At 64.2% G+C, this 13,001-nt stretch carries 12 protein-coding genes; 5 read left to right on the top strand and 7 right to left on the bottom strand.

The window, feature by feature from the left end:
• On the top strand, positions 1 to 582 hold a 582-nt coding region (locus QOJ24_RS09015; protein ID WP_526260644.1), incomplete at its 5' end, for an MFS transporter.
• Positions 583 to 721: 139 nt separating this feature from the next.
• The gene (locus tag QOJ24_RS09010; RefSeq protein ID WP_526260643.1) at positions 722 to 1,303 is read left to right on the top strand and encodes a dihydrofolate reductase family protein; all 582 of its coding nucleotides are present in this window, start codon (positions 722 to 724) and stop codon (positions 1,301 to 1,303) included.
• Between the two features lie 10 nt (positions 1,304 to 1,313).
• On the opposite strand, the gene QOJ24_RS09005 is transcribed toward QOJ24_RS09010, so the two are convergent.
• Complete coding sequence (locus QOJ24_RS09005; protein ID WP_526260642.1) at positions 1,314 to 2,675, bottom strand: amino acid permease; 1,362 nt, start codon at positions 2,673 to 2,675, stop codon at positions 1,314 to 1,316.
• A 163-nt stretch (positions 2,676 to 2,838) separates the two neighbouring features.
• On the opposite strand from QOJ24_RS09005, the gene QOJ24_RS09000 reads away from it, so the two are divergent.
• Both QOJ24_RS09000 and QOJ24_RS08995 read left to right on the top strand, forming a co-directional pair.
• Positions 2,839 to 4,527, top strand: coding sequence for a sensor histidine kinase (locus tag QOJ24_RS09000; protein ID WP_526260641.1), 1,689 nt, complete (start codon positions 2,839 to 2,841; stop codon positions 4,525 to 4,527).
• Complete coding sequence (locus QOJ24_RS08995; RefSeq protein ID WP_526260640.1) at positions 4,509 to 5,192, top strand: response regulator; 684 nt, start codon at positions 4,509 to 4,511, stop codon at positions 5,190 to 5,192. The genes QOJ24_RS09000 and QOJ24_RS08995 overlap by 19 nt, the downstream gene beginning before the upstream one ends.
• A 54-nt stretch (positions 5,193 to 5,246) precedes the next feature.
• Here the strand turns inward: QOJ24_RS08995 and QOJ24_RS08990 are convergent, their stop codons facing one another.
• The 3 genes from QOJ24_RS08990 to QOJ24_RS08980 form a co-directional block, all read right to left on the bottom strand.
• Entirely contained in the window at positions 5,247 to 6,416 is a 1,170-nt protein-coding gene (locus tag QOJ24_RS08990; protein ID WP_526260639.1) for a D-alanine--D-alanine ligase family protein, read from the bottom strand.
• A 237-nt stretch (positions 6,417 to 6,653) separates the two neighbouring features.
• Positions 6,654 to 8,003, bottom strand: coding sequence for an MmgE/PrpD family protein (locus tag QOJ24_RS08985; RefSeq protein WP_526260638.1), 1,350 nt, complete (start codon positions 8,001 to 8,003; stop codon positions 6,654 to 6,656).
• A 134-nt stretch (positions 8,004 to 8,137) separates the two neighbouring features.
• On the bottom strand, positions 8,138 to 9,361 hold the full coding sequence (locus tag QOJ24_RS08980) for an MFS transporter (protein ID WP_526260637.1): 1,224 nt from the start codon (positions 9,359 to 9,361) through the stop codon (positions 8,138 to 8,140).
• 388 nt (positions 9,362 to 9,749) lie between these two features.
• On the opposite strand from QOJ24_RS08980, the gene QOJ24_RS08975 reads away from it, so the two are divergent.
• Positions 9,750 to 10,004, top strand: coding sequence for a hypothetical protein (locus tag QOJ24_RS08975; RefSeq protein WP_526260636.1), 255 nt, complete (start codon positions 9,750 to 9,752; stop codon positions 10,002 to 10,004).
• 197 nt (positions 10,005 to 10,201) lie between these two features.
• Here QOJ24_RS08975 and QOJ24_RS08970 read toward each other — a convergent pair whose 3' ends face one another.
• The 3 genes from QOJ24_RS08970 to QOJ24_RS08960 all read right to left on the bottom strand — a co-directional run bounded on the left by QOJ24_RS08970 (position 10,202) and on the right by QOJ24_RS08960 (position 12,990).
• Entirely contained in the window at positions 10,202 to 11,209 is a 1,008-nt protein-coding gene (locus tag QOJ24_RS08970) for a DUF4331 family protein (protein ID WP_526260635.1), read from the bottom strand.
• Between the two features lie 55 nt (positions 11,210 to 11,264).
• Positions 11,265 to 12,779 carry an MFS transporter gene (locus QOJ24_RS08965; protein ID WP_526260634.1) on the bottom strand — a complete coding sequence of 505 codons (1,515 nt, stop codon included), beginning with the start codon at positions 12,777 to 12,779 and terminating at the stop codon, positions 11,265 to 11,267.
• A gap of 76 nt (positions 12,780 to 12,855) precedes the next feature.
• Positions 12,856 to 12,990: a hypothetical protein gene (locus QOJ24_RS08960; RefSeq protein ID WP_526260645.1), complete on the bottom strand. Its 135-nt coding sequence runs from the start codon at positions 12,988 to 12,990 to the stop codon at positions 12,856 to 12,858.
• Positions 12,991 to 13,001: the final 11 nt, after the last annotated feature.

The following is a 13,001-nucleotide window of genomic DNA, read 5'->3' as shown; positions in this document are numbered from 1 at the left end:
CCCTATCGGCAGCGTTTGGTCATGCTCGTCGTGTTTCATCTGTTCCAGCCCTTCGGCTACTACGGATTCGGCACGCTGGCGGCGCTGGTGTTGGTCAGCCGCGGGTTCGACGTCACATCGTCGCTGCTTTTCACCGCGGTGTCGTTCATCGGCTACCCGCTCGGGTCCCTCATCTCGATTCCGTTGATGAAAAGATTCGAACGCAAACACGTGATCATGGCGACTGTCGTCGTGATGGCGGTGTGCGGCATGCTGTTCGCAACGGCGACTGCGCCCGCATTGATCGTCGTGTTCGGACTGCTGACCACGGCGGCGAGCAACACATTCTCGAACACCTACCACGTGTACCAGGCGGAGATCTTCCCCAGCGATGTGCGGGCGACCGCGGTTGGATGGACCTACTCGGTGTCGCGACTCTCGAGTGCGGCGCTTCCATTCATTCTCATCCCGGTGCTCAACCACTACGGTGCCCCAACGATGTTCGCCGTCGTGATCGTCGCACTGGCTGCCACGATCGCCGTGCTCGTTCCGTTCGGGCCACGCACCACAGGAAGGAGCCTGGACGAGATCAACCCGACATGATCACCTCTATCGACACCCTGCCTCGTGCCGGTCTCCCCAATGGGAGGCCGGCACAAGTCATGTCACCGTGCGATTAGTTTCGCCATGGCTTCCAGTCTGTATCTCTAACACCTCATCCACCGCAATCGAGGAGACCATCATGACCGCTACCTACACCTTCGACGTATTCTCCAGCCTCGACGGCTTCGGTGGCGTCAGCGGCGGCGACTGGGGCGGCTACTGGGGTAAGCAGGGCCAGCAGTTGCTCGACCGCCGCCTCGCGCTGTACGACGAGGAGCAGCGGATGGTGTTCGGCGCCAACACATATCGGGCATTCGCACAGATGCTGGCCGAGAGCACTGAGGAGTCCGAGGTGCGCGACCCGTGGGTCACCCGGATGAGGCAGCTACCGGCGACGGTGGTGTCGACCAGCCTGATCGAACCTCTCGACTGGCCTGACGCGACAGTCGTGAGCGGTGACGCCGTCGACACCGTCGCCCGGCTCAAGGAGGAGTCCGGGGTGCCGCTGCGCTCGCACGGCAGCCTGTCGATGAACCGGGCGCTGATGGCCGCTGGCCTGGTCGACCGCGTCCAGGTGACGCTCTTCCCCGTCATCACTGGTCAGACGGGTGATGATCCGATCTTTGCGGGTGCGGCCGACTTCGACCTCGAGCTGATCGAGACGCGAACGCTCGACCGCAATATCCAAGAGCTCATCTACCGGCCCACGCTGCACGTTTGAGGCAGTGGCATTAGTTCTTCAGGTCCCGCCCGGACAGCCGGAGGTAAGTGGCAACACCGACACCGATGACGAGCCAGATGATTCCGACGATCTTGGCGTTCGTGTCGGCGTCCCACAAGGCGACGATCAGGATCGCTGCGCCGAGTAGCGGGGAAACCAGATGGGTGAACCACTGGCGGCTGTTGTTGCGCTTGAAGAAGTGGGTGATGACGCTGAAGTGCATCAGGATGTAGGAGAGCAGGGCTCCGAAGGTCACCAGGGTGGTGAGCAGGCTCGCCTGGCTGACTCCGAAGATGCCGATCGCCAGCGCCAGCGCGGAGATCATCACCATCGCGTTCATCGGCACTTTGTGCTTGCCGGTCAGCCTGGCGAACAACTTCGGCAGATGTCCGTCACGCGCCATGCTGTACACCAGTCGTGACGCCGTGGCGTTGGCTGCGGTGATATTGCCCAGCGCCGCGAACAGCGCCGAGTTCAGCACGATGAACAACTTGAACTTGTTGTCCATGATGTCGCCGACCAGGTCGTAGAAGGCGTTGTTGGCCGCAGTCCCGTCGGCATAGTGGGTACCGTTCGGCACCAGGATGCATGCGAAGTAGACCTGCACGACGAATAACGCCGTCGAGAGGTACATGACGAGCATCGTCGCCTTCGACACCGCTCTGCCTCCGCCCGTCGCCTCCTCGTTGAGGGTCGAGACGGCGTCGAAGCCCAGGAAGCTGAACGCCGCGACAGGGATCGCCCCTGCCACGACAGCCCACGATGCACCGCCGTGCGGATGGAACGGGTCCAACGTCAGATGCGCGTGGCCCTGGAGCACGAGAATCCCTGCCCAGGATAGGAATACGACCAGGATGGCGAGCTGAATGTACAGCGAGTACTTGTTCATCTTCGCAGTGACGTTCATGCCGAGCAGATTCGTCACCGCGGTGATGACGACGAAGAGCACCACCCACAACCATGCGGGCACCTCGGGCACGATTGTGGTCAGCGCGCTCGCTGACAGCACGCACAACAGGGCGGGCAGAAGCAGGTAGTCCAATAGGATCGCCCAGCCCGACACGAATCCGAGGAAGCGGTTCGTGCCAAGGCTGACGTAGCTGTAGGTCGAGCCCGAGACCGGAAAAACCTGAGCCATTTCCTTGTAGCTGATGGCGCTGAACAACATCGCGATCGCAGCGATCACATAGACGGCGGCCACCGCCCCGGCCGACATGTTGTAGAGAATCCCGAACACGCCGATCGGCGCCAGCGGCACCATGTAGATGAGTCCGTGGATCACCAAGTCGCGGACGGACAGCGTCCGTTCGAGTTCGGGTTCGTATCCGAGCTCGCGCAACCGCGCAGCGTCATCGTCGAGTCGCATCAGCATGGCGGTCTCCTTGAAAAATTTCGGTCCCAAGCGGCTGCTGCCTCCGGTTTGAACCGAAGCTACGGACCCGCCCACGCGGTGGCTCGCTTGTGCGCACAACACGCGCAACGAGCGATCTTGAGCTTTTGCGCATTCTGCTCAGACAGCCTTGTACGCTCTGTGCATGGCGCGGATCCGGCGCGTGGATGTGCGGCTTGCCACCCAGGTGTTGGTGCTGCAGGTCGCCGTGGTCACGCTCACGCTGGGCATCGCAGGCGGGATGCTCGCCTTCTTCAGCCACGACCGCCTCGCCGCCCAATACGAGGACCAGTCGCTGGACGTAGCCCGCGCGATCGCCTTCGCCCCCGCCGTCCGCGCCGACGTCACCCGCTACGACGCCGCCCCGCTGTCGCCGAGCCCGGCGCTCACCGCCGAACTGGCCGATGGGCAGCTGCAGCAGCTGGCCACCGAGGTCCAGCAGCGCGCGGATCTGTTGTTCGTGGTGATTACCAACGATCAGGGCATCAGGCTGTCCCACCCCAACCGTGACGAACTCGGTAAGCACGTCAGCACCGATCCCTCCGAGGCTCTGGCCGGCCACGAAGTGGTGGACCGTGAACAGGGAACCCTCGGCAGATCGGTGCGAGCGAAAGTACCTGTGTACGCGCCGAATTCGAATCGAGTCGTAGGCGAGGTCAGCGTCGGCATCTCCACCGCCGAGGTCCACCACCAGCTGTGGTCAGACGTGCGGAAGGCGGGTCTTCTCGTCGGCCTCGCGTTGATCATCGGCATCGTGGGGTCTGTGCTTCTGGCAAGGCGATGGCGAGGACTGACGATGGGGCTGCAGCCCTCCGAGATGGCCGAGTTGATCCGCGGCCAAGCAGCCGTGCTGCACGGCATCGACGAGGGAGTCGTCGCCGTCGACACCGAGTGGAACGTCACGTTCGTCAACGACGAAGCCAGTCGGCTACTCGAAGTCGGCAGCGAGCCGGGGAAGCCGGTGGAGGAAATCGGTTTGACCCCGCGCGTGCTCGACGTGTTCAGGTCGGCGGACTCGACGCCGACGCTCGCCACAGTCGGTGACCGGATCGTCGTGGTGTCGGCGCGACACGTGGCGCGCGAGGGGCGCGATCTCGGAACCGTTCTCGTCGTGCGTGATCGCACCGACGTCGAGTCGCTGACCCGCCAGCTCGACGCGGTGCAGTTGATGAGCACCGTCCTTCGCGCCCAGCGTCACGAGTTCGCCAATCGGCTGCATCTGCTCAACGGTCTTCTCCAAAGCGGGCACGCCGAGGAAGCCGCTCAATATGTCGAGGAGCTGTTGGGGTCGGGTCCGTTGGGCTCGGCGATCCCGGGCATCGACGCCATCCGCGACGCGTTCCTGCAGGCGTTCCTGGCGGCGAAGTCCGCGTCCGCCAGGGAAGCCGGGGTGACGCTGACGATCGGAGAGAACACCTGGGTGCCGGGCCGACTCGCCTTACCCGTCGACGTGACGACCGTCCTCGGCAATCTGCTCGACAATGCGATATACGCCGCACGCACCGGAGCGAACGAAGACAAAGTCGTGGAAGTCGAGCTTCTACAGGATGATTCGACACTGCACATCACGGTTGCCGACACCGGGGACGGAGTGGCACCCGAGTTCGTCGAGCACGTGTTCACCGAAGGCAAGTCGACGAAGCCGGACTCCGGGATACCGGGTGGGCGGGGTATCGGCATGGCGTTGTCGCGGCAGATCACGCGCGCACTCAGTGGTGACATCCGACTGTCCAGCCCGGGCAACCCCGGCGCGACGTTGTGCGGCGCAGAATTCATCGCCCGGCTGCCGGGTGTGATGGTGGAGGAGGAGGCCCAATGGGCGGCTCAGAACTGAAGGTGCTCGTAGTTGACGACGACTTCCGCGTTGCCAACATGCACGCCGGCATTGTCAACGCGCTACCGGGCTTCACGGTGACGACGACGGCGACAACACTCGCCGCGGCGCGAAAAGCCGAACCCGTCGACCTCGCTTTGGTGGACGTTTATCTGCCCGATGGGTCGGGAGTCGACTTCGTCCGCGAGATACGTTGCGACAGCATGGTCTTGAGTGCAGCAACCGATGCGCCGACGATTCGAGCCGCGTTGGCTGCGGGGGCATTGAGCTACATCGTGAAGCCGTTCGCGCCCGCCGATCTCGCGGCCAAATTGGGAGGCTACGCGCGCTATCGCAAGATACTGTCGGGAACCAATCTCGGCGGGAAGGAGGTGGACGCCGCATTGGACGCCCTCCGCCCGCGCATTGCGCCCACCCAGTCGCCCACCGCGGTGACCTCACCCACCAAGGATCTTGTGCTGGAAGCACTTCGGGCATCGGGCCAGCCGATGTCGTCGGCCGAGGTGTCTGCCGAGATCGGCGTGTCCAGGGCGACCGCGCAGCGGTATCTGTCAACGCTGGCAAATGCCGGCGAGGTCAAGATCCAGCTGCGGTATGGCACGACCGGTCGGCCGGAACAGGAGTTCGTGGCCGTCGAGAAGCCACCTGCCCGGCCCGCACGTTGATGGAGGGGACGCGCCGAGCGCTTCCCCTCCACCAGATCCTCCATCAGTGCTCCGTCATGCGGCAAGAGGAACCGCCTGCCCGCGCAGCGCCGACGCCGCGATCTCCGGGATCGGGGCCGCATTGCCCGCAATCGCTGCCAGCATTTCGGTATAGCTCCAACCGATCTCTCCTGCGGACATGGCTGACAGGTTGATCATCTGTTCCCGGCCGGGACGGCCAGGGCCGGTCATGCTGGGCTTCATGTTGATGTCGATCGCCTTGATGACGCCGTCGGCGCCTTCCCGGCAGTCGATCCGAATCGGAGCGGTTGCATCCAGGAACTGCGCGACTTTCACGGCGTGCTTGCCGAACTCGCGCAGTTGATCATCATCGCCCGCCGGCTTGCTGTTCGACTGGATCGGCACCACTCCGCTGAACGGCATCACGCCACCATGGTGGCCAGTCCGCTCGATCGCCGGAAGGGTCCAGTGGGTGGCCTCCTTGCGCACGCCGTCAGCCGTCTCGTAGGTTCCCGGCGGCATCACGGTCACGGCGAGTTCCCTGCCGGCCAAGTACTCCTCGATGAGGAACTTGCTGCCGAACTTCGGTCCGACATGAGACTCGATGTGCTCGGCGGCTGCCTCGACTGAGTCGACGACCTTCACACCGGCGCTACCGCGGCCACGGACGGGCTTCACGATGACCGGGAAAGTCAGACCGTTCTGCGAAACCGCCTTCTGGATCTGACCTTTCGCGGGGCCGATCTCCACATTGACGAGGGCCTGTACGGGCACCGGGACACCGATTGCCTCGATGGCAGCCTGGCAGACGTCCTTGTCCTCGAACTTCTCCACGACGTCAAGTGGCTGACCCACCACGTACAGCCCGTTCCGGGAAGCGAATTCGGCCATCGGATGCTCGTCGAACAAGCTGGTGTTGGCCCAGAGGATCTCTGCGCCATCGGAAATGGCGGCAGCAATGCCCTCAAACGTATCCGGATACGTCCAGTCCGCGTCGACATCGGGGCGCGGGCTATGTGCTGGGGTCAGCACATCACAGCCGGCCTGCGCCAAAGCGTTCGCGATGTCGGCGGACGAATCCCGGTAACCGAAGGGATTCGACGGCTTGACCGCTCCGTTCAGCGATGGCGGCGTAACCGCCTGGTGCAGAACGGCGATCGGCCGCCCGTACAACGCCGGGGCATTCTGGACTTCGGTCTTGATCTGATCGATTGTGATGGTCATTTCGACTTCTCCTGTGTAAGTGAGTGTTTGGTATTGGCTTGAACTTGCACAGCCGAAATTACGGGTCTGCCGTCGCTGTGGCTCGCTTGTGCGCACAAGCTGGAGTACCGCGCGATTTCTGACTTTTGCGCATTGCGCTCACGGGCACATTGGGTGCGTCAGGGAATACTTCGGCGACCCTTTCGGGCGCTCAGCAGGTGGCTATGAAGCGCCTCAAGGCGCGATCGTCGGTCGGAGTTATGACGCGGCAGGGAAGCCGGCGACGATGCCGGCGACATTCGTGCAGTTGTCCAGATCGAGAATCTGGTCCGCGAGGGTGGTGATCACCGTCGGCGCGGCGCCGAGCCCCATCTCGAGGCAGGTCGAGAACTTGGTGATCGCCTCGTCGCCGCTCATCGGCTGCTCGGGGCTGCCCTCCATGATCTCGAGGAAGCGTTCGATTCGCCGACCGTCGCGGCAGAGGATGGTCACCCGGGTCGGCGACATGGCGCCTGCGGCGATCGCATCGTCTGTCACCACGCTCGTACGCGCCGCGAGGGCGCTGACAGCAGGATCCGAGATCTGCGGCCGCTGGAAGGTCGCCACATCGACGTTGCCGTTGATGAGCGCCGACGCAAAGCAGTAGCCGGCGTTGAACTGGGCGTGGATGGTCGAGTCACGGGCGACGTCGTAAGGCTCGCCGACGATCGTGTTGTTCACCTCGCTCATGCCGATGACAACGCTTTCAATCTCGTTTGCGCTCAACCCTTCTCGGTTTAGCGCTCGACCGATGGCGATTGCGTTGTGCGTGCATCGACAGCATGGATAGGGCTTCATGCTGTGCGTCATTATTTCCCAGGTCTGACCGAGGTCGCGCACGAGTGCGTCGGGCAGGACCTCGCCACGCTCGTAGAGTTGGAACAGCCCGGCGTCGCCCTCGAGAAACCGCGTCGGACCTGTCAGCCCCGCCTCGGCGAGGAACGCAGCGGTCGTGCCGCTCCGTGAGGCAAAGCCCGCCCCCAGCCGCTTGGCCAGAACGCCGTCGTTCAGCGCCTGACGCGTGCCCGCGGCCTGATGAAAGGCAAGGGCGACGGCGTCCGAGAATCGCCCGCCGCGCAGGCCCAGCACCCGGGCGGCCGCAGCCGCGGCGCCCAGCGTGCCCATGACGGTCGTCGGGTGCCAGCCTCGGGACATGCTGTTGGGTGCGGCGAGACCCAGGCGCGCTTGCAGCTCCACCCCGGTCGCGAGCGCGGCGATGAGTTCGCGGCCGCTGACGCCGCCCCGCGCCTCTGCTGCGGCCAACGCCGCGGGCAGGATCACGGCGTAGGCGTGCACGCGCCCGGGATCGTGATTGTCGTCGAAGTCCAGCGCGTGCGCCGCCGCGCCGTTGGCGAGCGCGGCTGTCGGCGGCGCCACCCTCCCCTTGCCGATGAGCATCGTCGAGGGGCCGGCGCCTTCCCAACCGAGAAGGAGACGGTTCATCTCCGGGATGCCGGGGGCGTCGGCGGCGGCGGCTATCACGCCAAGGGTGTCGAGCACGAAGAGCTTGATTCGCTCGACCACCGATATGGGGAGGCTCGAGTAATCCCAGTTCTCGTAGGCGGCCATCAACTCGCGGCTGAACCCGTCGGCGGGCGCATGGTCGCCCGTTGGCGACGGCTCGACCGAGAGGCCAGGCTTCGATGCAAGGCTCATCGTGGTGGCTCCCTCATGGCTTGGCTCGGACTATATAGCGGTGAACGTCAGTTGCGGGGCAGGACGACCGCCGCGGCGACGGCTGCGACAGCGGCGAGGATCAGGACTGTCAACGCCACGCCGGTCCAACCCGCGTGGTCGAGAGCGATGCCACCGAACCATCCGATGATGCTCGATCCGGCGTAGTAGAAAAGGTTGTAGAGCGACGAGGCCTGCGCCTTGCCGACGGTGGCTCCGCGGCCCGCCCATCCGGTGGCTATCGCGTGGGCACCGAAGAAGCCGACGGTGGCCACCACTAGGCCGACCAACACCATGAAGATGTTGGCGCACAACGTGATCAATACTCCGATGATCATGATTGCGATCGACGTCAAGAGCACCGCCTTGCGGCCGAACCGATTGGCCAGTGCGCCTGCGCGCGGCGCTGCGAAAGTCCCGGCGAGATATGCGAAGAAGATCAGGCTGACCACCGTCACCGGCAGGTGATAGGGCGCGGCCGTCAGCCGGAATGCCAGGTAGTTGTAGATCGCCACAAACCCACCCATGAGGAGGAAGCCTTGGGCGAACAGGGTCAGCTGGCGTGATGACCTCAGGTTGACCAGGAGACGGTGGGCAAGGCTGCCCTCCGGGTTGGCGCGCAGCCCCTTCGACGGCGTGAAACCGCGTGACTGCGGCGCGAGTTTCACGAAGCCCACCGCAGCGACGGCGCACAGCGCCGCGACAGCGAACACGCCGACACGCCACGTGGCGATGTCGGTGACCGGCCCGGCGACCACCCGGCCAAGGAGGCCACCGATGCTGGTGCCGGCGACGAAGGTGCCTGCCGCGCGGGCAGCGTCCTCGGGAGCTATTTCTTCAGTGAGGTACGCGATTGCGATGGCGGGAACCCCACCAATCACCAGCCCCTCCAGCAGGCGTCCGGCAAGCAACAGATGAAAGCTCGGCGCCAACGGCGTGAGCAGGCCGAACACGGTTGCCGTGATGACCGACACCGACATCGCCTTCACCCGGCCGATGCGGTCGGCGATCATCGACCATGGGATGACACCGATGGCCAGGCCGATTGTGGAGGCCGACACCATCAGCGCCGCACTGGCCGCGGTGATACCCAGGTCGGTCGAAATCTGTGGCAGAACGCCCTGCGGCGAGTAGAGCTGGGCAAACGTCGCTATCCCGGCGCAGAACAGTGCGGCCAGCAGACGGCGGTATTCGGTGGACCCGCGGCTGTGACCGGCCCAAGGTGGCTCGCGGTCCAGGGAGGTGGATTCCACGACCGCACGTTTCGCGACGTCCCTGGAAACGTTGTTCGATCGCAGCGTCATTGTCCCTCCCAGCGAAGGTAGCAAGTAATCAGGACCCAGGGCGCGAGCCCCCCGCGAGCCAGAACACCGCTTGTGGACGTGTCGGCACGAAATTGCGTGGTGCGCAATTGGTTAGGCATTTCGTGGTCCGTTCTTTCGGTTATTGCTATTCCGAAGTTACGGCTGCTCATCCGCAAAGCCGCGGTTGTGCGCGCAAAGACTACATAGCGGCGAAACCCACACTTTTGCGGGTTATGCTCACGGAATCTGGGTATCTCCGGCGTCAAAGAATGGTCCGACCTGGGATGACGTGCAATAGTTGACGCTCGGGTAAACGCTCGGGGAGGAGTGGGTACGAATGACGCAATACAAGCGTAAGGCAGCCGCCGAGGAGTCGGGGCAAGCTGTGCGGGTCGATGCGGCGGTCCGTGTCTACCCGGGCACTTCTCGCGAAGTCACCGGAATCGTCATCGAGGACTTCGGTGACATCTCCGGTCAGGCGGTAGATGTCGGCGAGCATCACATTGTCGACGCAGCTCGACGCTGGGCGGTACAGCTGGCCGACGGCACCCTGGCCTTCGTCGACGATGCTGACGTCGCCTTGATCGACTGACAGGCCCCTTTTTCGGAAGCGTTACGGCGGGAAGACCTTCATCACGGTCCCGCCGACCATAAGAGCCGGCCGACGCGGGCGTCATCTTTTGTTGACGATGTCACGGGAGGAGCCGCGTCAGTACCCATCGCCGGTCTGCGACGAGAATGTCCCGTCGTGGTGGCCCGGATGGATTCCGCTCTGAACGGTTTGTGCCGCTACTGGTGCGGCGGCCCCAGATAGGGAAATTCGGTGAGCGTGTCGGTGTGCGGGCTCAGACCCGACGGCGGACACTCACCCTTGGTCAGGAACGCCAACCGGTAGTCGATGACGTCGTCGGTGAAGACCCGCCCGTTCGGATACACCGCCGGCTTCGACGGGTCGAAGGTCAACATGTCGGGCAGCGTGCCTTCATTGTCGATCGCCTCGATCGCTTCTTCCCGCGAGTATCCGCCGGTGTGCCCCAACTGATGGATGAACATGTCGATCCACCGTTCCCGGTCGTGGACAGGCTCGCTGGCGTTGTACTCCTCCTTGGTGTCGTCGGTGTTGAAGAAGCTGCTGACCGACGGGTGCCCGGCCCGGTCGACATGGACCAGCTCGCCGTCGCGCCGAAGGCTGCATCGCCCCCAGATCCTGATATCAGGGGCAGCGCCGAGGAAGTCGGTGGGCATTTCGATAGCGGTGGAGAAAACATTGGCCGCCGTATTCGAATCCACGCCCGTCCAGGGTGATTCGCCGGGCAGGGTCAGCTCGGTGAAGTTGCGCTTGCCCGAGGTGTCGAAGAGTTCCTTGACTCCGTCGAAGTCGAAGAAGAACGCATCGCTGCGCGCGCCCGCGAAGAACGAGAAGCCGCCGGACGTAGCGATGTGGGGTTCATCGCCGACGAAAGAGACTGGAACTGCTTCAAAGATCCTCTCGCCAACCGCTTCGGGCGATTCGGCGTCATCGCCCGTCGCCAAGTACACATCGACGGTCTGCCTGCCGTCGACAGGCTCGGAGAAGACATAGCTGAAAGCGATGTCGTTCGATAGGTCCCCGTCGTTGTCGATCCCGACACGGTAAGTCGCATCGGGGTGAAGGGCTTCGGCGAGCGGGTTGGCGTTGAGGATGATGACGGTCCGCGATGGGTCCGACGGCGAAACGAATGCATAGAGATCGCACAGATCGAGTCGTTGGTCCCCGAGAGGCGGCCCGAGGCTGAGGCCGGTGAAGTGGTTGGACATACGCGTATGCCCCTTTCGATCGGTGGGCAGGCGGTGACCCGACGCTACCCTCGCCTCAGGGCAAGTTGGGCCGGCTTGCCCCTTCAGCACGGACTGAACCCGTGCGGCGGCGGGCGCCGGCAGCTGCCAGTGGGGTCGCGATGTCTTCCAGCGATTTACCTTCCGCATCGACGGCGAGGAACCAGGCCACCAGTCCCCCGGCCATCATTATTCCCGCTCCGAGCAGGTAGCCGAGGAACAGGGGGAAGGCCTGGGAGCCATCGCCGATGAGCGCGCCGTAGATGACCGGACCGAGAGCCCCAAAGCATTGGGCGATGGCGAAGAACACCGCGATCGCCTTCGCCCGGACCTCAAGCGGGAAGATCTCGCTGACGGTGAGGTAAGCAGCGCTGGCCCCGGCCGACGCGAAGAAGAAGATGACGCACCAGGCGATTGTCTGGGTGATCGCGTTGAGCAGTCCGGCGTTGAACAACACCGCGCTCGCCGCCAGCAGCAGACCCGACAACAGGTAGGTGCCTGCGATCATCTTCCTGCGGCCGATCGTGTCGAAGAAGTGCCCGATGGTCAACGGCCCCAACAGGTTTCCAACGGCGAACGCGATCAGGTAGAGCGGCGTCGCCTCGGAGGCCACCCCGTAGAACTTGCCGAGCACCAGCGTGTAGGTGAAGAAGATCGCGTTGTACAGGAACGACTGGCTGATCATCAGCGTCGCGCCGAGGATCGATCGGCTCGGGTAGTCGCGGAAAAGCACCCGGGTCAGCGCCAGGTAGCCAATCTTTTCGGTGGGCTTCAACTCGATGGCTCTGCTTTCGTCGACCTGCGGCAGCTCGACGCCGGTGGCCTCGACCTCGTGTTCGATGCGCGAGATCGAGCTTTCGGCGTCCTCGACGCGACCGTTCATCACCTGCCAGCGCGGGCTTTCCGGCAAGTTCCGCCTCACCAGCAGGATCACCAGACCAAGGACCGGGCCGATCAGGAAGGCGAGCCGCCAGCCCAGGCTCAGGTCCATCTGCCTCAGGAAGATGAAGGTGCCGAGCGTGCCGAGGATCGCGCCGGCCCAGTACGTACCGTTGACCGCGATATCGACCCTGCCGCGGTATCGCGCCGGGATCAGTTCGTCGATCGCCGAATTGATGGCGGCGTATTCCCCGCCGATGCCCATGCCTGCGATGAACCGGGTGACGTAGAGGAAGGCGATCCAGCCTCCGCTGTTCCCCAGTGTGAAGGCGGTGAGACCGCTACCCACCAGGTACACACCCAAGGTGATCATGAACAGGTTCCGTCGGCCGAGCTTGTCGGACAGACGACCGAAGAACAGCGCGCCGACCACCTCGCCTGCCAGGTACACGGTGGCGAGGAGCCCGACAGCGGCCGAAGACAGGCCGAGCGTCTCGGGCTGGGTCAACGTGTCGGCCACCGCGCTCGCGATGGTGATCTCCAAACCATCGAGAATCCAGGCCACACCCAGCGCAACGACCATTCGAGTGTGGAATGACGACCACGGCAGTCGGTCGATTCGGGCGGGAATGAGACTCCGGATCACGCCCTGGGTCTCAGCGGGTGTCGCCATGGTCGCCTCCTCGCGAGTGAGCACAACCGGCGTTCCCTTCACCGGCTGTTCACAAACCTCCCGTCAATTGTCTGGGCTAGACCCCGCGCTCGACTGGCAGCAAGCCGCGGTCGACCGCGCGGACCAGCGTGGCGTGGTCGGCTTCGGTCTGATCGGCGTAGCGTCGCGCGAACTTGCAGAACGCCTTGTCGACCCGGTCGGAGCTGCCCATGTAGCCGGCGA

Source organism: Mycobacterium sp. (assembly GCF_032159775.1).
Lineage (GTDB): Bacteria > Actinomycetota > Actinomycetes > Mycobacteriales > Mycobacteriaceae > Mycobacterium.
The sequence above is the reverse complement of the archived record's forward strand: the minus strand, read 5'-3'. Positions and strand labels throughout refer to the sequence as shown.

Excerpts from the sequence above, each read along its gene's own strand:
- QOJ24_RS09010 (WP_526260643.1), top strand. The coding sequence starts at position 722 with ATGACCGCTACCTACACCTTCGACGTATTCTCCAGCCTCGACGGCTTC.
- QOJ24_RS09005 (WP_526260642.1), bottom strand. The coding sequence starts at position 2,675 with ATGCTGATGCGACTCGACGATGACGCTGCGCGGTTGCGCGAGCTCGGA.
- QOJ24_RS09000 (WP_526260641.1), top strand. The coding sequence starts at position 2,839 with ATGGCGCGGATCCGGCGCGTGGATGTGCGGCTTGCCACCCAGGTGTTG.
- QOJ24_RS08995 (WP_526260640.1), top strand. The coding sequence starts at position 4,509 with ATGGGCGGCTCAGAACTGAAGGTGCTCGTAGTTGACGACGACTTCCGC.
- QOJ24_RS08990 (WP_526260639.1), bottom strand. The coding sequence starts at position 6,416 with ATGACCATCACAATCGATCAGATCAAGACCGAAGTCCAGAATGCCCCG.
- QOJ24_RS08985 (WP_526260638.1), bottom strand. The coding sequence starts at position 8,003 with ATGGCCGCCTACGAGAACTGGGATTACTCGAGCCTCCCCATATCGGTG.
- QOJ24_RS08975 (WP_526260636.1), top strand. The coding sequence starts at position 9,750 with ATGACGCAATACAAGCGTAAGGCAGCCGCCGAGGAGTCGGGGCAAGCT.
- QOJ24_RS08970 (WP_526260635.1), bottom strand. The coding sequence starts at position 11,209 with ATGTCCAACCACTTCACCGGCCTCAGCCTCGGGCCGCCTCTCGGGGAC.
- QOJ24_RS08965 (WP_526260634.1), bottom strand. The coding sequence starts at position 12,779 with ATGGCGACACCCGCTGAGACCCAGGGCGTGATCCGGAGTCTCATTCCC.
- QOJ24_RS08960 (WP_526260645.1), bottom strand. The coding sequence starts at position 12,990 with ATGGGCAGCTCCGACCGGGTCGACAAGGCGTTCTGCAAGTTCGCGCGA.